General features: G+C 71.1%; 15 protein-coding genes. 11 read left to right on the forward strand and 4 right to left on the reverse strand.

Annotation, left to right across the window (positions count from 1 at the left end; translation table 11 throughout):
• Window positions 1-505 precede the first annotated feature (505 nt).
• The 3 genes from ACIPC1_RS14305 to ACIPC1_RS14315 are packed head-to-tail and all read left to right on the forward strand — an operon-like array spanning window position 506 to window position 3,719.
• Window positions 506-1,705: a DUF5819 family protein gene (locus tag ACIPC1_RS14305; protein WP_402516655.1), complete on the forward strand. Its 1,200-nt coding sequence runs from the start codon at window positions 506-508 to the stop codon at window positions 1,703-1,705.
• Window positions 1,702-2,928: an HTTM domain-containing protein gene (locus ACIPC1_RS14310; RefSeq protein WP_402516658.1), complete on the forward strand. Its 1,227-nt coding sequence runs from the start codon at window positions 1,702-1,704 to the stop codon at window positions 2,926-2,928. Before ACIPC1_RS14305 ends, ACIPC1_RS14310 begins: the two co-directional genes overlap by 4 nt.
• Entirely contained in the window at window positions 2,925-3,719 is a 795-nt protein-coding gene (locus ACIPC1_RS14315) for a TrmH family RNA methyltransferase (RefSeq protein ID WP_402516660.1), read from the forward strand. The genes ACIPC1_RS14310 and ACIPC1_RS14315 overlap by 4 nt, the downstream gene beginning before the upstream one ends.
• Window positions 3,720-3,789: 70 nt before the next feature.
• Here the strand turns inward: ACIPC1_RS14315 and paaN are convergent, their stop codons facing one another.
• Window positions 3,790-5,481: a phenylacetic acid degradation protein PaaN gene (gene paaN / locus ACIPC1_RS14320; protein WP_402516662.1), complete on the reverse strand. Its 1,692-nt coding sequence runs from the start codon at window positions 5,479-5,481 to the stop codon at window positions 3,790-3,792.
• Between the two features lie 203 nt (window positions 5,482-5,684).
• Between paaN and ACIPC1_RS14325 the strand changes: the two genes are divergently transcribed.
• Together ACIPC1_RS14325 and ACIPC1_RS14330 are read left to right on the forward strand one after the other, a co-directional pair.
• A complete protein-coding gene (locus ACIPC1_RS14325) occupies window positions 5,685-7,199 on the forward strand; it encodes a 3-hydroxyacyl-CoA dehydrogenase (protein WP_402516665.1) in 1,515 nt (504 codons plus the stop codon).
• The gene (locus ACIPC1_RS14330) at window positions 7,196-7,786 is read left to right on the forward strand and encodes a TetR/AcrR family transcriptional regulator (RefSeq protein ID WP_384377316.1); all 591 of its coding nucleotides are present in this window, start codon (window positions 7,196-7,198) and stop codon (window positions 7,784-7,786) included. The genes ACIPC1_RS14325 and ACIPC1_RS14330 overlap by 4 nt, the downstream gene beginning before the upstream one ends.
• Window positions 7,787-7,928: 142 nt before the next feature.
• Here the strand turns inward: ACIPC1_RS14330 and ACIPC1_RS14335 are convergent, their stop codons facing one another.
• Window positions 7,929-8,429 carry an Lrp/AsnC family transcriptional regulator gene (locus ACIPC1_RS14335; RefSeq protein WP_402516668.1) on the reverse strand — a complete coding sequence of 167 codons (501 nt, stop codon included), beginning with the start codon at window positions 8,427-8,429 and terminating at the stop codon, window positions 7,929-7,931.
• Window positions 8,430-8,604: 175 nt separating this feature from the next.
• Here ACIPC1_RS14335 and pdhA point away from each other — a divergent pair, with 175 nt between their 5' ends.
• The 6 genes from pdhA to ACIPC1_RS14365 all read left to right on the forward strand — a co-directional run bounded on the left by pdhA (window position 8,605) and on the right by ACIPC1_RS14365 (window position 16,106).
• Complete coding sequence (pdhA, locus tag ACIPC1_RS14340) at window positions 8,605-9,750, forward strand: pyruvate dehydrogenase (acetyl-transferring) E1 component subunit alpha (RefSeq protein ID WP_402516671.1); 1,146 nt, start codon at window positions 8,605-8,607, stop codon at window positions 9,748-9,750.
• Window positions 9,747-10,751 (forward strand): alpha-ketoacid dehydrogenase subunit beta, encoded by a 1,005-nt coding sequence (locus ACIPC1_RS14345; RefSeq protein ID WP_402516674.1) that lies wholly within the window; start codon window positions 9,747-9,749, stop codon window positions 10,749-10,751. Before pdhA ends, ACIPC1_RS14345 begins: the two co-directional genes overlap by 4 nt.
• Window positions 10,751-12,355 carry a dihydrolipoamide acetyltransferase family protein gene (locus ACIPC1_RS14350; RefSeq protein ID WP_402516676.1) on the forward strand — a complete coding sequence of 535 codons (1,605 nt, stop codon included), beginning with the start codon at window positions 10,751-10,753 and terminating at the stop codon, window positions 12,353-12,355. The genes ACIPC1_RS14345 and ACIPC1_RS14350 overlap by 1 nt, the downstream gene beginning before the upstream one ends.
• A gap of 63 nt (window positions 12,356-12,418) precedes the next feature.
• Window positions 12,419-13,510 (forward strand): NTP transferase domain-containing protein, encoded by a 1,092-nt coding sequence (locus tag ACIPC1_RS14355; protein WP_402516679.1) that lies wholly within the window; start codon window positions 12,419-12,421, stop codon window positions 13,508-13,510.
• Window positions 13,507-15,012 carry a molybdopterin molybdotransferase MoeA gene (locus ACIPC1_RS14360; RefSeq protein ID WP_402516681.1) on the forward strand — a complete coding sequence of 502 codons (1,506 nt, stop codon included), beginning with the start codon at window positions 13,507-13,509 and terminating at the stop codon, window positions 15,010-15,012. The genes ACIPC1_RS14355 and ACIPC1_RS14360 overlap by 4 nt, the downstream gene beginning before the upstream one ends.
• Window positions 15,000-16,106, forward strand: coding sequence for a potassium channel family protein (locus tag ACIPC1_RS14365; protein ID WP_402516684.1), 1,107 nt, complete (start codon window positions 15,000-15,002; stop codon window positions 16,104-16,106). The genes ACIPC1_RS14360 and ACIPC1_RS14365 overlap by 13 nt, the downstream gene beginning before the upstream one ends.
• Before the next feature lie 102 nt (window positions 16,107-16,208).
• Here ACIPC1_RS14365 and ACIPC1_RS14370 read toward each other — a convergent pair whose 3' ends face one another.
• Window positions 16,209-17,057, reverse strand: coding sequence for an ABC transporter permease (locus ACIPC1_RS14370; RefSeq protein WP_402516686.1), 849 nt, complete (start codon window positions 17,055-17,057; stop codon window positions 16,209-16,211).
• Window positions 17,054-18,088 carry an ATP-binding cassette domain-containing protein gene (locus tag ACIPC1_RS14375; RefSeq protein WP_402516688.1) on the reverse strand — a complete coding sequence of 345 codons (1,035 nt, stop codon included), beginning with the start codon at window positions 18,086-18,088 and terminating at the stop codon, window positions 17,054-17,056. The genes ACIPC1_RS14370 and ACIPC1_RS14375 overlap by 4 nt, the downstream gene beginning before the upstream one ends.
• Between the last annotated feature and the right edge of the window lie 144 nt (window positions 18,089-18,232).

Consider the following 18,232-nt stretch of genomic DNA (forward strand, 5'->3'; position numbering starts at 1 on the left):
CGCGCCCACCCCGCGGAGCGCCCGCTCAGCCCCCTGCGCCAGGCCGAAGCGCCCGCACGGGCTGCCGCCGACCACCGCCCCGTACAGCCCCGCCGAGGGCTCCGGCGTGGCTGGGCGATCTGCCGGACCAGCGCGGAGCGGTGCGCGTCGCGCATCGAGTCGCGGGGTTCGATGCGCTCGTCGGCCGCCACGGCCGCGTCGAAGAAGGCCTCGTACGCCGCCGTGCGTGCCGCCGCGTCCGTGGATCCGTCAGCGGTTCCGTCGGCGGACTCCTCCGCCTGCGCGTGGGCCGTGCGGTGCGCAGTTGCTGTCGCCATACGGGCCCCTCGATCCCCCACACCCCAACCGACCGGTCGGTTGGGCAGCTCGATTCAATGGTGGGACGAGTCGCCGTAAGGTGTCAACCGCTGTGGATAACCTCCTGGCCGCAGATGTGGCCGCTGTGGCTCCTGGGGCTGTGCCGGGCAATCCGGTCTGAGTACCGTTCCCGTGCGAACGCCGCAGCGTGGGGCACGCGTGCGGTACGACCACGCCGCGCGGTCTCGGCGGCGAGGAGTGCGAACGGATCGGGGATAGGGGCGGAATGGACGCGTACGACGAGGGCTCGAACGGCCGGCACGGTCCGGACGCGCCCGATGGGCCCGCGCCTGACAGGCGCGACGACCCCAGCGCACCCGACCATCTCAGCGTCCCCGACGACCCCAGCGCACCCGACCACCTCAGCGTGCCCGACGATCCCAGCGCGCCGGACACCGCCGCCGTACGCGAAAACCCCGGCGCACCCGAGATCCCCGACGCGCCTGCCGTGTCGAGCCCGAGCGCCTCTGACCTGCCAAACGCTTCCGCGGGGCCGAAAGTGCCCGACGGTCTCGTCGGTCAGCAGGTGCCCGTCGATCAGCAGCCGCCCGTCCACCGGAGGCCGGCAGGCGCAGCCCACGAGCCGCACCCCACGCACCCCACGCACCCCACGCACCCCACGCACCCCACACACCCCACATCCCTCCGCCCCTCCACCACGGAAGCCGCCCCGCCCATCCCCGCCCCCGCGGGGATAGCCGCCCTCTCCGTCGGCTACCAGATCGCCGCCGCCTTCGCCCTCGCGATCGTCGCGCTCACCGCCTGTGTGCACCTGGGGATGGTGTTCCTGCATCTCGCGCCCTCGAACACCGTCACCAAGCAGCACGGGCGGGCGATCGAGGAGTGGATCTACCCGGAGTTCGAACAGAACTGGAAGCTGTTCGCGCCCAACCCCTTGCAGCAGAACATCGCCGTCCAGGTCCGTGCCCAGGTCCGTACGTCGGACGGCACCAGCCAGGAGACCGGCTGGTACGACCTGTCCGCGCTGGACGGCGCCGCCATCGACGGAAACCTGCTGCCGAGCCACACCCAGCAGAACGAACTGCGCCGGTCCTGGGACTTCTACGTCGGCAGCCACGACGGCGAGAACCGCCCCACGGGCCTGCGAGGTGACCTTTCCGAGCGCTATCTGCGCCGGATCGTCGTGCTGCGCCTGGACCGGCTGGACGCCGAAGGCAAGGACGGGGTCGTCGAGAGCGTCCAGGTCCGCTCCCTGACGACCAGCGTGACGCCCCCCAAATGGAGCGAGGAGCAGGTGGTCGGCAAACCCGTGGTCCGCGAACTGCCCTGGTGGTCCGTCTCCGAGGCCGACCGGCAGCAGGAGACGGCGGAGGCGAGCGCCCGATGAACACCTTTTCCCTGTCGCTCGCGCGTGGCATCACCCGGGTCACCGAGGCGGCCCTCGGCCCGTACCAGACCGCTGTGGTCCGTATCGGGTTCGCCGCGACCTGGCTGCTGTTCCTGCTGCGCGAGTTTCCGCACCGCCAGGAGATGTACGGGCCTGACGCGCCGTGGAGCTGGGACATGGCCCAGCAGCTCATCGCGACCAACCACGCCTTCACGATCCTGATGTGGTCCGACAGCCAGATCTGGTTCGAGAGCGTCTACGCCCTCGCCGTCCTGTCGAGCCTGCTGCTCCTGCTGGGCTGGCGGACCCGCGCGGCGTCCGTCCTGTTCATGGTGGGTGTGCTCTCGCTGCAGAACCGCAGCGTGTTCATGGGGGACGGCGGCGACAACGTCATCCATCTGATGGCGATCTACCTGGTGTTCACGCGTTGCGGCCAGGTGTGGTCGCTGGACGCGCGGCGGGCGCGGCTCGGAGGGGAGGCACGCGCGCGTGGAGAGCGCGTCGGGCCCGACCGGGTGGGCCTCGTCCTGTGGGGGGTGCTCGGCCTCGCGCTGGCGGCGCCGACGCTCGCGGGACGGCTCAGCGCCGGCTGGCTGGTGGTCTTCTGGGGGCTGTGGGCGGCGCAGGCCCTGTGGTGGGTCGTCGTCGGCCGCGTGCGCAGCGCCGAGCCCCGGGTCCTGCTGGACGTCGTCGCCAACCTCGTGCACAACGCGGCCCTGTTCGTGATCATGGCCGAGGCCTGTCTGATCTACGCGACCGCAGGCTGGTACAAGATCCAGGGCTCGCGCTGGCAGGACGGCACCGCGGTCTACTACCCGCTCCACCTGGACTACTTCTCGCCCTGGCCGGCCCTGTCCGACCTGCTGGCGGGCTACGGCACGATCGTGATGCTGGTGACGTACGGGACGGTGATCGTCCAGGTCGCCTTCCCCTTCACCCTGTTCAACCGGCGGGTCAAGAACATCCTGCTCGTGGCCATGATGACCGAGCACGCGGTGATCGCCGTGGTGCTCGGGCTGCCGTTCTTCTCGCTCGCGATGATCGCCGCCGATGCGGTGTTCCTGCCGACGTCGTTCCTGCGGCGCCTGGGCGGATGGGTCACGCGCGCGCGTGGAGGACTGTTTTCGGGCAGCGGCGGCGGCCGTACGCTGCCGGGTCCGCGCGAACAGCCCCCGAGCGCCCCGGATCCGGCCGAGCCCACGCACGTAGGCTTCAGGGCATGAACGACCCCGACAGCGGCCTCGGAACGGACGGCGTAAGGGACCCCCTGGAGGCCGTGCGGGCCTGGCACCGGCTCGCCGAGGGTTCCGTCCTGCTCGACGGCTTCCACGCCCTCAAGCACGCGGTGCGCTTCCAGGCCCGGATCCCGGTGGCCGTCACGACCGACCGGCAGGCGGCGCTCGCGCTGGCCGACGACCTGGCTCCTGACGTACGGGCTGCCGTCGACGGGCTGTTGGTGGAGGTCCCGGAGGCGACGCTGAAGGCCCTGGTGCCGCGTCCGCACCCCACTTCGGTGGCCGCTCTGGCCGTACGTCCGTCCCGGGCGGCCAATCTGGAGCTGCTGGCCAAGATGCCTCGGCGCACGCCCGTCGTGGTCCTCGACAACCCCCGCAACCTGGGCAACGCGGGGGCCGTGATCCGGCTCGCTGCGGGCTTCGGCGCGACCGGGGTGGTCACGACGGGATCGCTCGACCCCTGGCATCCCACCGTCGTACGCGGCGGGGCGGGCCTGCACTTCGCGACCGCCGTGGAACGGCTGACGGTGGACGAGCTGCCGCCGGGCCCGGTGTTCGCCCTCGATCCGGAGGGCGAGGACATCCGGGGACTCAAGCTCCCCGACGACGCCGTCCTCGCCTTCGGCTCCGAGCGCAGCGGCCTGTCCGCGGAACTCCGTGCCCGCACCGACCACTTGGTGTCCCTGCCGATGCGCCCCCAGGTCTCCAGCTACAACCTCGCGACCAGTGTGGCGATGACGCTGTTCCACTGGAGTGCGACCGGGGGCGCGACGGCCTGAGGGACGGGGTGTCTGACCATCCCCGTCCGCCCCGCGACTCCGGGCGTCGACGGCAATGGTCAGACAGGCCTCAGGAGTCCCGGCGTACCTCCACCACGCGGAAGCGGTTGGCGACGAACGCCCCGTCGGACAGGGCCGCGTTGGCCGCCGGGTTGCCGCCCGAGCCGTGGAAGTCGGAGAACGCGGCCGTCTGGTTGACGTACACCCCGCCCGTGAGGTTCAGGGAGAGCTGGGCGCACTCTTCCAGGCAGACCTCCCGCACGGCCTCCTCGAACTCCTCCGAGCTCGTGTACGCGCCGACTGTCATCGCGCCCTTGTCGCGGATCGTGCGGCGCAGCAGCTCCACCGCGTCCGTGGCCGAGTCGACGCGAACGGCGAAGGAGACGGGGCCGAAGCACTCGTTCAAGTAGGCGGCCTCGTCGTCGGGCTTGGTGCCGTCGAGCTTCACGATCACCGGTGTGCGGACGACCGCGTCCGGGAACTCCGGGTTGCTGATCTCCCGTGAGGGGAGCGCGACTTCGCCGAGGCCGGAAGCGGCTTCCAGGCGGGTCTTCACGTCGGGGTTCACGATGGCTCCGAGGAGCGCGTTGGCGCGGGCGTCGTCGCCCAGGAGAGCGCCGACCGACTTGGCGAGGTCGGCGACCACCTCGTCGTAGGACTTGGGGCCCTCGTCCGTGGTGATGCCGTCGCGTGGGATCAGCAGGTTCTGCGGGGTGGTGCACATCTGGCCGCTGTACAGGGACAGGGAGAAGGCCAGGTTGGACAGCATGCCCTTGTAGTTGTCGGTCGACTCCACGATCACCGTGTTGACGCCGGCCTTCTCCGTGTAGACCTGCGCCTGGCGGGCGTTGGTCTCCAGCCAGTCGCCGAACGCGGTGGACCCGGTGTAGTCGATGATCCGGATCTCGGGCCGCAGGGCGAGGGTCTTGGCGATGCCCTCCCCGGGGCGCTCCGCGGCCAGTGCCACCAGGTTCGGGTCGAAGCCGGTCTCGGCGAGCACCTCGCGGGCCACCTGGACGGTGAGCGCGAGCGGCAGCACCGCGCGCGGGTGGGGCTTCACGAGCACGGCGTTGCCGGTGGCGAGGGAGGCGAACAGACCCGGATAGCCGTTCCACGTCGGGAAGGTGTTGCAGCCGATCAGGAGGGCGGTGCCGCGCGGCACGGGTGTGAACTGCTTGGTCAGGGTGAGCGGGTCCCGCTTGCCCTGGGGTTTGACCCACTCCGTGCTGTCCGGCGTGCGGACCTGCTCCACGTACGCGTATGCCACCGCCTCCAGGCCGCGGTCCTGTGCGTGCGGACCGCCCGCCTGGAACGCCATCATGAAGGCCTGGCCGCTGGTGTGCATGACCGCGTGCGCGAACTCGTGGGTGCGGTCGCTGATCCGCTTGAGGATCTCCAGACAGACCGCGGCGCGCGCCTCCGCGCCCGCGTCGCGCCACGCGCGCTGCCCTGCGCGCATGGCGGGCAGCAGAATGTCGACGTCCGCGTGCGGGTAGGTGACGCCCAGCTCGATGCCGTACGGCGAGACCTCACCGCCCACCCAGTCGTCGGTGCCGGGCTGGCCGAGGTCGAGGCGGGTGCCCAGGAGGGCGTCGAAGGCGGCCTTGCCCTCCGCCATGCCCAGGCTGCCGTGCTCGCCGTACGCCTTGGGGTGTTCGGGGTGGGGGGACCAGTACGCGCGCGTGCGGATCGCTTCCAGCGCCTGGTCGAGGGTGGGCCGGTGCTGGGTGATCAGCTGGTGCGCGGTGAGTTCGGCGGCCATCGGGGGACCAACTCCTCCTCGAAGCAGCTCTTCGTCGAGCTGGTGATCTGGGCAGGATTACGGAAAAGGTGCGGCGCCCGGCGCCTCTGTCAGGGTGGTGGTGGGCGTTGGGCGGGTACTCACAGCTAGAGTAACCGAACGATCGGTCGGTACAAGGGGGTCCGCCGCATCTGTGGAAAACCCTGTGCGGGAGGATCGCGAGCATGACAGCACTCGACCTCAGCGGCCCGGTGGCCGTCGTCGGCAGCGGCACCATGGGCCAGGGCATCGCCCAGGTCGCACTGGTCGCGGGCCACCTCGTGCGGCTCCACGACGCCGTGCCGGGGTGTGCCGAAGCCGCGGCCGGGGCGATCGGCGCACGCCTGGACCGGCTGGTCGAGAAGGACCGGCTCAGCGGCGCCGACCGGGACGCCGCACGCGCCCGGCTGCGACCGGCGCAGAACCTCTCCGATCTCGCGGACTGTGTGCTCGTCATCGAGGCGGTCGCCGAACAACTCAAGGTGAAACAGCAGCTGTTCCGCGACATCGAGGAAATCGTCGACGCCGACTGCCTGCTCGCCACCAACACCTCGTCCCTGTCCGTCACGGCCATCGCCGGCGCCCTGCGCAACCCTGGCCGGCTCGTCGGACTGCACTTCTTCAACCCGGCGCCGCTCCTGCCCCTCGTGGAGGTCGTCTCCGGGTATGCGAGCGACTTCTCGTCGGCCACGCGCGCGTACGAGACGGCACGCGCCTGGGGGAAGACCCCGGTCGCCTGCGCCGACACCCCCGGGTTCATCGTCAACCGCATCGCGCGGCCCTTCTACGCCGAGGCCTTCGCGGTGTACGAGTCGCAGGCCGCCGACCCTGCCACCATCGACGCGGTGCTGCGCGAATCCGGCGGCTTCCGGATGGGCGCCTTCGAACTCTCCGACCTCATCGGCCAGGACGTCAACGAGTCCGTCACCCACTCCGTGTGGCAGGCCTTCTTCCAGGACGTGCGGTTCACCCCCTCGCTCGCCCAGCGCCGGCTCGTGGAGTCCGGTAACCACGGCCGCAAGACGGGGCAGGGCTGGTACGACTACGGGGACGGCGCCGAGCGTCCCGAGCCGCACACCGCGGAGAGGGCCCAGCCGCCCGCGTACGTCGCCGTCGAGGGCGACCTGGGCCCGGCGGCCGAGCTTCTCGCGCTGATCCGCGAGGCGGGCATCCAGGTCCGCGAGGACGAGGAGGACCACGGCACGCGGCTGATGCTGCCCAGTGGCGGCCAGCTGGTCCTCGCCGACGGCCAGACCTCGGTCGAGTTCCGTGACGTCGTCTACTTCGACCTGGCGCTCGACTACCGCAAGGCGACCCGCATCGCCGTCTCGGCCTGCCAGGACACCGCTCCCCAGACACTCGCGGAAGCCATCGGCCTCTTCCAGGCACTGGGCAAGGACGTCAGCGTCATCGGCGACGCCCCGGGCATGATCGTCGCCCGGACCGTGGCCCGGATCGTCGACCTGGCGCACGACGCCGTCGCCAAGGGAGTGGCGACCGAGGAGGACATCGACACCGCCATGCGGCTCGGGGTGAACTATCCCCTCGGTCCCTTCGAATGGAGCCGCAGGCTCGGCAGGACCTGGGCGCACGACCTCCTGGAGGAGCTGCATCTGCGCGAACCCTCCGGCCGGTACGCACCCTCACTCGCGCTGTACCGTCACGGACACACCGCCGAGAAGCGGGAGGGCACCTCATGACCACCGCCAAGCGGGACACCTACACCCCGGAGACCCTGCTCTCCGTCGCCGTCCAGGTCTTCAACGAGCGCGGCTACGACGGCACCTCCATGGAGCACCTCTCCAGAGCGGCGGGCATCTCCAAGTCGTCGATATACCACCACGTCGCCGGCAAGGAGGAGCTGCTGCGCAGGGCCGTCAGCCGTGCCCTGGACGGCCTCTTCAGGATCCTCGACGAGGAGCACGCGCGCGTGGGGCGTGCGGTGGAGCGCCTGGAGTACGTCGTGCGGCGCATGGTCGAGGTCCTCACCGCCGAGCTGCCGTACGTGACGCTGCTGCTGCGGGTGCGTGGCAACACGGACACCGAGCGCTGGGCCCTGGAACGGCGCCGCGACTTCGACCACCAGGTGGCCGAGCTGCTCAAAGCGGCGGCTGCGGACGGCGACGTACGCGGCGACGTGGAGGTCCGGCTCGCGACCCGACTGGTCTTCGGGATGATCAACTCGATCGTGGAGTGGTACCGGCCCGACGGGCGGGGCATGAACGAGCGGGAGGTCGCCGACGCCGTCGCCCAGCTGGTCTTCGGAGGGCTGCGCAGCGAGTCCTGAAGCCCAAGCCGCCCGGGCGCGCAGCGAGTCCTGAAGCGCAAGCCGCCCGCGCTCGCAGTGCGTCCTGAACGCCCAGCTCGCCAGGACGTACAGCGAGTCCTGAACTCCCCGGTCGCCGGGGAGTCGCCGGGCACCGGGGCGTTCAGGACTGTGGCTCCAGGTCCTCCTCCTCGAACACCAGCAGTGTCCGGGTGCTGAGGACCTCCGGGATGGCCTGGAGGCGGGTGAGGACCACTTCCCGTAGCGCCTTGTTGTCCGGGGTGTGCACCAGAAGGAGTACGTCGAAATCGCCGCCCACCAGGGCGATGTGGGAGGCCCCCGGGAGCACCCTCAGCTGCTCGCGGACCGTGCGCCAGGAGTTCTGCACGATCTTCAGGGTGATGTACGCCGAGGTGCCCTGACCGGCGCGTTCGTGATCCACACGTGCCCCGAAGCCGCGGATCACGCCGTCCTCGATGAGGCGGTTGATACGCGCGTAGGCGTTGGCCCGCGACACATGGACGCGTTCGGCCACGGACCTTATCGAGGCGCGGCCGTCCGCCTGGAGCATCTGGAGGATGTCCTGATCTATGGCGTCGAGCGGGCGGGCAGGCGGAAGGGCGGGGCCGGCCTCCGGCGGCTCGGCCATTTGTTCAGGTGCCATGTCCCCCCGCTTCCCTATCATGGACGTACTGCGTCCATCTCAGGTTGTGCAGAACCGTTTGTCCACAGCTTGCAGGGGTCTGTAGCCAAAATGTGCCGACGACCGAACAATCGGTAGGTGAGGCGCATCACAACCGTGACGCGTCCGGAGCCGTCTCCCACGAGGAGGTGCCGTTATGACGGTCATGGAGCAGCGAGGCGCTTACCGGCCAACCCCGCCGCCCGCCTGGCAGCCCCGCACCGACCCCGCGCCGCTGCTGCCCGACGCACTGCCGTACCGCGTGCTCGGCACCGACGCAGCCGCGCGGGTCGACCCGGGTCTGCTGCGCCGTCTGTACGCGGAACTGGTGCGCGGCCGCCGCTACAACACGCAGGCCACCGCCCTCACCAAGCAGGGCCGCCTCGCCGTCTACCCCTCCAGCACCGGCCAGGAGGCCTGTGAGGTCGCCGCGGCACTCGCCCTGGAGGACCGCGACTGGCTCTTTCCCAGCTACCGCGACACCCTCGCCGCCGTCGCCCGCGGCCTCGACCCCGTCCAGGCGCTCACCCTCCTGCGCGGCGACCGGCACACCGGCTACGACCCCCGCGAGTTCCGGATCGCACCCCTGTGCACCCCGCTGGCGACCCAGCTCCCGCACGCCGTGGGCCTCGCGCATGCCGCCCGGCTCAAGGGCGACGACGTGGTCGCCCTGGCGATGGTCGGCGACGGCGGCACCAGTGAGGGCGACTTCCACGAGGCGCTGAACTTCGCCGCCGTCTGGCAGGCCCCGGTCGTCTTCCTTGTCCAGAACAACGGCTTCGCCATCTCCGTACCGCTCGCCAAGCAGACCGCCGCCCCGTCGCTGGCCCACAAGGCCGTCGGCTACGGGATGCCGGGCCGCCTGGTCGACGGCAACGACGCGGCGGCCGTGCACGAGGTGCTGAGCGAAGCCGTCCTCCGTGCGCGCGCGGGGGGCGGCCCGACCCTCGTCGAGGCCGTGACCTACCGTATCGACGCCCACACCAACGCCGACGACGCCACCCGTTACCGCGGTGACTCCGAGGTGGAGACCTGGCGTGCGCACGACCCGATCGCGCTCCTGGAGCGCGAGTTGACCGAGCGCGGGCTGCTCGACGAGGACGCGCGGCGTTCCGCGCGCGAGGACGCCGAGACGATGGCCGCGGACCTGCGGGCGCGCATGAACCAGGACCCGGTGCTCGACCCCATGGATCTGTTCGCCCATGTGTATGCCGAGCCCACACCGCAACTGCGCGAGCAGGAGGCGCTGTTGCGCGCGGAACTGGCGGCGGAGGTCCACGGGCCAGAAGGAGCCGGGCGATGACGACCGTTGCCCTGAAGCCGGCCACCATGGCGCAGGCCCTCGGGCGCGCGCTGCGCGACGCCATGAACGCCGACCCCACCGTCCATGTCATGGGTGAGGACGTCGGCACCCTCGGCGGCGTCTTCCGGGTCACCGACGGGCTCGCCAAGGAGTTCGGCGAGGACCGCGTCACGGACACACCGCTGGCCGAGGCGGGCATCCTCGGGACGGCCGTCGGCATGGCCATGTACGGGCTGCGGCCGGTCGTGGAGATGCAGTTCGACGCGTTCGCCTACCCGGCGTTCGAACAGCTGATCAGTCATGTCGCGAAGATGCGCAACCGCACCCGGGGCGCGATGGCGCTGCCGATCACCATCCGCGTCCCGTACGGCGGCGGCATCGGCGGCGTCGAGCACCACAGCGACTCCTCCGAGGCGTACTACATGGCGACTCCGGGGCTCCATGTCGTCACGCCCGCGACGGTCGCCGACGCCTACGGCCTGCTGCGCGCCGCCATCGCCTCCGACGACCCGGTCGTCTTCCTGGAGCCCAAGCGGCTGTACTGGTCGAAGGATTCCTGGAACCCGGACGAGCCGCCGACCGTTCAACCGATTGGCCGCGCGATGGTGCGGCGCTCCGGCCGGAGCGCCACGCTCGTCACGTACGGGCCGTCCGTGCCCGTCTGTCTCGAAGCCGCCGAGGCGGCGCGGGCGGAGGGCTGGGACCTGGAAGTCGTCGATCTGCGCTCCCTGGTGCCGTTCGACGACGAGACGGTGTCGGCTTCGGTACGGCGGACCGGGCGCGCGGTCGTCGTACACGAGTCGGGTGGGTATGGCGGACCTGGCGGGGAAATCGCCGCGCGGATCACCGAGCGCTGCTTCCATCATCTGGAGGCGCCGGTGCTGCGCGTGGCCGGGTTCGACATCCCGTATCCGCCGCCGATGCTGGAGCGGCACCACCTGCCTGGCGTCGACCGGATCCTGGACGCCGTGGGGCGTCTGCAATGGGAGGCGGAGAGCTGATGGCCCAAGTGTTGGAGTTCAGGCTTCCCGACCTCGGTGAGGGACTCACCGAGGCGTTGATCGTCCGCTGGTTGGTCGAGGTCGGCGAGGTCGTCGCCGTCGACCAACTGGTCGTCGAGGTCGAGACCGCCAAGGCGATGGTCGACGTCCCTTGCCCGTACGGGGGTGTGGTCACCGCCCGGTTCGGCGAGGAGGGTGGGGAACTGCCCGTGGGTGCCCCCCTGTTGACGGTCGCCGTGGGTGCGGCTGCCTCCGGCGAGGGTGACGAGGCCGACGAGGGGTCCGGGAACGTGCTCGTGGGTTATGGCACCGGGGCGCCTTCTGCGCGGCGCAGGAGGGTGCCGCCGCCGGGGGTCACCGGTCTGACGGGCGGCGCGCGTGCCGAGGGGCGGCCGGCGCCGGGTGTCTCGATGGCTGCGGACGGTGCGGTGGACGCCCCTGACGAGGTGCGTGAGGCGGGCCGTCGGTCTGCCGTGCGCGCGGGAGACGGGGACCATACGGATCCCGACGGCCGGTATGGCGCGGGCTCGGATGTCCGCGACCGCCCGGCCGATGGCGACCACGGCAATCACGGCGAACACCGGACACGCGGTGATCACGGCAATCACGCTGATCACGGTGGCGTCGCGGTGTACGGGGACGGGCCCGTGCCGGTCATCTCTCCGCTCGTACGGCGACTTGCGCGGGAGAACGGCGTGGATCTGCGCGAGTTGGAGGGCTCGGGGCCCGACGGGCTGATCCTGCGGGCGGACGTCGAGTACGCGCTGCGCGCGGCGGCAACCGGTCACGTACGGGTGCCCGTTGCCGCGGAACCACTCCGGGCACCGGCCGTCGGCCACGGGCCTGTCGCGCCCATGGGCGCACCTCAGTTTCAGTCCCGGCCGGCGACCGGGGCCGCTCCCGCTGCCGCCTCGAACGGCACCCGCGTCCCCCTGCGGGGCATCCGCGGAATCGTCGCCGACAAGCTCTCCCGCAGCCGTCGCGAGATTCCCGACGCGACCTGCTGGGTGGACGCCGACGCCACGGAACTCATGCACGCGCGCGTGGCGATGAATTCCGCCGGTGGCCCGAAGATCTCCCTCCTGGCCCTGCTCGCCCGGATCTGCACGGCGGCGCTGGCCCGCCACCCGGAGCTGAACTCGACGGTCGACATGGACGCCCGCGAGGTCGTCCAACTCGACCAGATCCACCTGGGTTTCGCGGCGCAGACCGAGCGGGGGCTCGTCGTACCCGTCGTACGGGACGCGCACGCCCGCGACGCGGAGTCGCTGAGCGCGGAGTTCGCGCGGCTGACCGAGGCCGCACGGACCGGGACACTGACCCCCAGGGACCTCACGGGCGGCACCTTCACCTTGAACAACTACGGGGTGTTCGGGGTCGACGGCTCCACGCCGATCATCAACCACCCCGAGGCGGCCATGCTGGGCGTCGGCCGGATCGCCCCCAAACCCTGGGTGCACCAGGGCGAACTGGCGGTGCGGCAGGTCGTGCAGCTCTCCCTCACCTTCGACCACCGGGTGTGCGACGGCGGAACGGCGGGCGGGTTCCTGCGCTATGTGGCGGACTGCGTGGAACAGCCGGCGGTGCTGCTGCGGACGTTGTGACTGGCGCTGTCCACATGCTGCCCAGGGGGTGGCAATGATCCTTCGGGCGCTCATACTCGGGGGATGAACGCGTACGAGGCCCCGGGCGACCCCGGCGCCGGTCTCCCGTACGACGCCGTCGTGCTCGCCGGAGGCGCCGCGCGGCGGCTCGGGGGGGTGGACAAACCCGCGGTGCGGGTGGGCGGCCGGGCGCTGCTGGACCGGGTGCTTGCCGCCTGCGCCGGTGCCGCCACCACGGTGGTGGTGGCCGAACCACGGCCCACCGCCCGTCCCGTGGTGTGGGCCCGGGAGAACCCGCCTGGTGGGGGACCGCTCGCCGCGCTCGGCGCCGGGCTGCGGCACACCACCGCGGAGTACGTCGTCGTGCTCTCCGCCGACCTGCCGTTCCTGGAGGCGGGGACGGTACGGCGACTGGTGGAGGCCCTCCAACTGAGCAGCACCGACCCGGTGGACGCCGAAGGGAAACCGGGCGGCCCCGACGGCGTCCTGCTCGTCGACCCCGAGGGCAGGGACCAGCCGCTCGTGGCCGCGTATCGAGTGCCGGCGCTGCGGCGGGAACTGCACTCACTCGCCGCCGGGTCCATCAACGGGTCCTCCACCGCCGCAGACGTCAGCACTTCCGCCGCTGCCGGGGCCGTCGGCGGTTCCGCTGCCTCCGCAGCCCTCGGCGACTCCGCCACGGGCGGCGGTCTGGCCGGGCTGCCGCTCCGGCGGCTCACCGCCGCGCTCGATCTCCTCCGAATCTCCGACCCCGTCGCGTCCTTCGACTGCGACACCTGGGACGACATCGCCGCCGCCCGGGCACGTATCAGGGAGCATGGGCACGTGTTGGATGAATGGATTTCCGCAGTCAAGGACGAATTGGGCATCGATCTGGACGTCGACACCGGCGTCCTGCTCGACCTGGCCCGCGACGCCGCGCACGGTGTGGCCCGGCCTGCCGCGCCGCTGACCACGTTCCTCGTGGGCTACGCGGCCGCGCGCGCCGGGGGAGGACCCGAGGCGGTGGCCGAAGCCTCCCGCAAGGCCGCCGCGCTGGCGCTCCGCTGGGCCGAGGAGGACGCCGCCGCCGACGCCAAGCCGGAGACCGGTCCCGCTGAAGGTCCCGCATCCGGCTCCGGTGCGGGTTCCGACGCCCGGCCGGACGCCGGATGACCGCCGCGCGCGGCACCCGGGACAGCCACGACGCCGACGGCCTCGACGACTTCGACGTGGAGGAAGTGCTGGCGCTGGTCAAGGAGGGCAGCGCCCGCGCCTCGGGCGGGCCGGGCCCCGGGGACAGTGCCGCCGGGGACCGCTCCGGCGCGTCCGCCACCCCCGTGCCCACCCCCCAGGGCGAGCCCCACACGCACGCCGCCAACAGCGGCCACGGAGATCACCGCAGCGGCCACGGCGGCAGCGGTCACGGCGTACGTCACGAAGCCACCCCCTGGCCGCAGGCCCGCACCACCGCCGAGCGAGCCGCCCGTGCCCTCCCCCGCCCCGCCCCCGTCTCCGTACCCCTGGACTCCTCCCTCGGCCTGGTCATCGCCGCCCCCCTCACCGCGCTCTCGGACCTCCCCTCCTTCGACACCTCGGCGATGGACGGGTGGGCGGTCGCCGGGCCGGGCCCCTGGGACGTGCGCGAAGGAGGTGTGCTCGCCGGGCACGCGCAGCCAGCGGCGCTCACCGACGGCGAGGCGGTGCGGATCGCCACCGGGGCGCGTGTCCCGCAGGACGCCACCGCAGTGCTGCGCAGTGAGCACGGGCGTATCGACGACAAGGGGCGGCTGCACGCGGCCCTCCCCCAGGCTTCCGGCTCCGCCCGGGCAGGGGCGATCTCCAGCGTCACGCATGGGCAGGACATCCGGCCGCGCGGCCAGGAATGCCGCAGCGGTGACCAACTCCTGCCGGTCGGCGCGCTGGTCACGCCCGCCGTGCTGGGTCTCGCCGCGGCCGCCGGGTACGACACGCTTGCCGTCATCCCCCGCCCCCGCGTCGAAGTCCTCGTACTCGGCGACGAGTTGCTCACCGAGGGGCTGCCCAAGGAAGGGCTGATCCGGGACGCTCTCGGCCCGATGCTGCCGCCCTGGCTTCGCGCGATCGGCGCCGAGGTCATCGCGATGCGCAGGCTCGGTGACGACGCCAAGGCCCTGCACCGGACCATTACCGGCTCCGAAGCCGACCTGATCATCACCACCGGCGGCACTGCGGCCGGTCCCGTCGACCATGTCCACCCCACGCTGCGGCGCATGGACGCCGAACTCCTCATCGACGGCGTCAAGGTGCGCCCCGGCCACCCCATGCTGCTGGCCCGCATCAAGCCGAACCAGTACCTCGTCGGCCTGCCGGGCAACCCCCTGGCGGCCGTATCCGGGCTGCTCACGCTCGCCGAGCCCCTGCTGCGTATCCTCGCCGGACGTGCGGCGGCGGAGTCGTACACGCTGCCCCTCACGGAAACCGTGCACGGGCACCCGTACGACACCCGGCTGGTTCCCGTCGTTCTGCGTGCCGACCGGGCCGTGCCGCTGCACTACAACGGCCCCGCGATGCTGCGTGGCATCGCGGCGGCGGATGCCCTCGCGGTCGTACCGCCGGGCGGTGCCCGCGCGGGTCAGGAGTTGGAGCTCCTCGACCTGCCGTGGGCCGCGGCAGGCATCGGGGTGTGTTTCACGTGAAACAACCGGGCCATGACGCGATTGCCCGCCAGGCGGACGAACACCTCGTGACCCATCGAGTGAAACTCCCGAAGAACTTGGTGGAACGTCCGATCCGCCAGGTCGGCAAGCGCGTGGCGATGGCCCTGCTGGTGCTCGCCGCCACCGCGTTCATCGTGTGGGTCGACCGTGACGGCTACACCGACAACTCGGACGGCGCCGTCGATCTGCTCGACGCGTTCTACTACGCGACCGTCACCCTCTCCACCACCGGATACGGCGACATCACCCCGGTCAGCGACGGCGCCCGGCTCACCAACATCTTCGTCATCACGCCACTGCGCGTGCTGTTCCTGATCATCCTGGTCGGCACCACGCTCGAAGTCCTCACGGAACGCACGCGCGAGGAATGGCGGCAGAACCGCTGGAGGGCGGCCTTGCGAGATCACACCGTCGTTGTCGGCTTCGGTACCAAAGGGCGGTCGGCCATTGAGACCGTCTGTGCGACCGGGTTGAAGAAGGAGCAGGTCGTGGTCGTCGACCCCAACTCCAAGGTGGTCGACGCGGCGACGGCCGACGGATACGCAGGGGTCATAGGGGACGCGACGCGCAGCGAGGTGCTGGATCGGGCCGAGGTGCGCAAGGCCCGGCAGATCATCATCGCCACCCAGCGGGACGACACGGCCGTGCTGGTCACGCTGACCGCACGGCAGCTCAACAGCGGGGCGAAGATCGTCGCCGCGGTGCGGGAGGAGGAGAACGCGCCACTGCTGCGCCAGTCCGGCGCCGATGCCGTGATCACCAGCGCCAGTGCGGCCGGGCGGCTGCTCGGGCTCTCCGTGCTCAGCCCCGCCGCGGGCATGGTCATGGAGGACCTCATCCAGCAGGGCAGCGGCCTCGACATCGTGGAGCGGCCGGTCATAAAGGCCGAGGTCGGCAAGGGTGTACGGGAGACGGAGGACCTGGTGGTGAGTGTCGTACGAGGGCATCGGGTGCTCGGATACGACGATCCGGCCGTCGGGACACTGCAGTTGACGGACCGACTCATCACGATCGTGCGGGTGACGCCGGGTACCCATGTGGCACCCGACGCCCGTCGACTCCGTACGGACTAGGCCGACGGGACTTGGCGGTTACTTGGGCACGGATCGGCGCAGGTCCTCACGGTCGCCTGCGCGCGGACCACCACCGGCCCTGGCAATCGCCTGTGCTTGCGATCACTTGCGGTTGTACAGGCGCATCGTGATCGGTCCGAAGACGAGGACGAGGAGTCCTGCCCAGCCCAGTGACCAGGCGACTTCCGCGACCGGCCAGTCGCCGGCCATCAAGCCGCGCACCGCGGACGACACGTGGGTGATCGGGCTGTTGTTGACGAAGGCCTGGAGCCAGCCGGGCATGGTCTTCGGGTCGACGAAGACGTTCGAGAGGAAGGTCAGCGGGAAGATCACCATCATGCTGACGCCCATCACCGACTTCTCGGTGCGCAGCAGCAGTCCGAACATGGTCCAGATCCACGAGAACGCGAACGAGAAGACCAGCAGAAGCGCGATCCCGGCGAGTACACCGAGGACCCCGCCGTCGGGACGGTAGCCGAGGATCACGCCGACGACGAGCATCACCGCCGAGGCCATCGTGTAGCGCAGGGCGTCGCCGAGGAGATAGCCGACCATCACCGACGGCCGCCAGATCGGCAGCGTACGGAAGCGGTCGAAGACGCCCTTCTCGATGTCCGTGTTGACCGAGACACCCGTGTACATCGTGATCATCACGACCGACATCACCAGGATGCCCGGCAGCAGGAACTGGATGTACTCCTTGGGCGATCCGGCCAGGGCACCGCCGAAGAGGTACGTGTACATCAGCACCATCATGATCGGGAACGCGGTGACGTCGAAGAGCTGCTCCGGCACGTGCTTGATCTTGAGGATCGCCCGCCAGCCGAAGGTCAGCGACGCCGACAGAGCGCTGGGCCGCGGCGGCCGGTCCTTGCTGATGAGGAGCTCGGCCAGCGACTCGGCGCTGACGGGGGCGAGATCCTGGCTGTCCGTGGTCGTCGCGGTGCTCATACCGCCGCCTCCTTGTCCATGGTGTCGTCGGCCGCGGGAGCCTCGGGGTCGGTCACATGTCCGGTGAGGGCGAGGAAGACCTCGTCCAGGCTGGGCTGGCCCAGCGAGAAGTTGTCGACGATCACGCCGGTGCGGGCCAGTTCGGCGAGGGCCCGCGCGGCCTGTTCCGCCGCGCCCCGGCCATTGGCGGCGCCCGCACCGACCCGGGCCGTCAGCGCCACCGGGTCCGGCTCCAGTTGAACCTCGACGTCCAGGGCCAGGCGCAGTACCTCCTGAGCCTGCGGCCGCTGCGCCGGATCACGCAGCCGCAGATGTACGGAACCGGCGCCGACGGACGCCTTCAGCTCGCCCTTCGTCCCCTCGGCGATCACCTTGCCCTTGTCGATCACCGCGATCCGGGACGCCAACTGGTCGGCCTCGTCCAGATACTGCGTGGTGAGCAGCACGGTGGTGCCCTGGGCGACGACCGCGCGCACGATGTCCCAGACCTGGTTGCGGCTGCGCGGGTCGAGGCCGATGGTCGGCTCGTCGAGGAAGAGCAGGTCGGGGGTGTTGAGGATGGAGGCGGCGATGTCGATACGGCGCCGCATGCCGCCCGAGTAGTGCTTGACCTGCTTGCCCGCCGCCTCGCTCAGCCCGAAGGCTTCCAGAAGCTGGGCCGAGCGGATCGTCGCCGTCCGCTTGTGGTGCCCGAGGAGGCGGCCGAGCAGCACCAGGTTCTCGCTGCCGGTCAGGTCCTCGTCCACGGACGCGTACTGGCCGGTGAGGCTGACTCTTTCGCGTACCCGGTCGGCCTCCTGTACGACGTCGTGGCCGAAGACGTGCGCCTGGCCGCCGTCGGGGCGCAGCAGGGTCGCCAGCATCTTCACGGTGGTGGTCTTGCCGGCGCCGTTCGGGCCGAGGACGCCGTAGACCGTGCCGGCGGGTACGGCGAGGTCGACGCCGTCGACGGCGCGGGTTTCGCCGAACGTCTTCACCAGACCCGCGGTCTCGATGGCCAGACCGGATGTCGGTGTGCTCGGTGCGCTCATGTCTCGGTGTCCTTCCGGGTGCGTGGCTACGCAAGGGGAGACCGCTGCCGTGACGCGAACTCATCGCCCGCCGTACGAGTAATTCGCGCAGTTGTCCGTTTTCGCTGTTCGCGCAGCCGTCCGTCACCACGGCCCGTTGACTTT

The sequence above is a fragment of the Streptomyces sp. NPDC087263 genome (genome assembly GCF_044744645.1).
Taxonomy (GTDB): Bacteria; Actinomycetota; Actinomycetes; order Streptomycetales; family Streptomycetaceae; genus Streptomyces.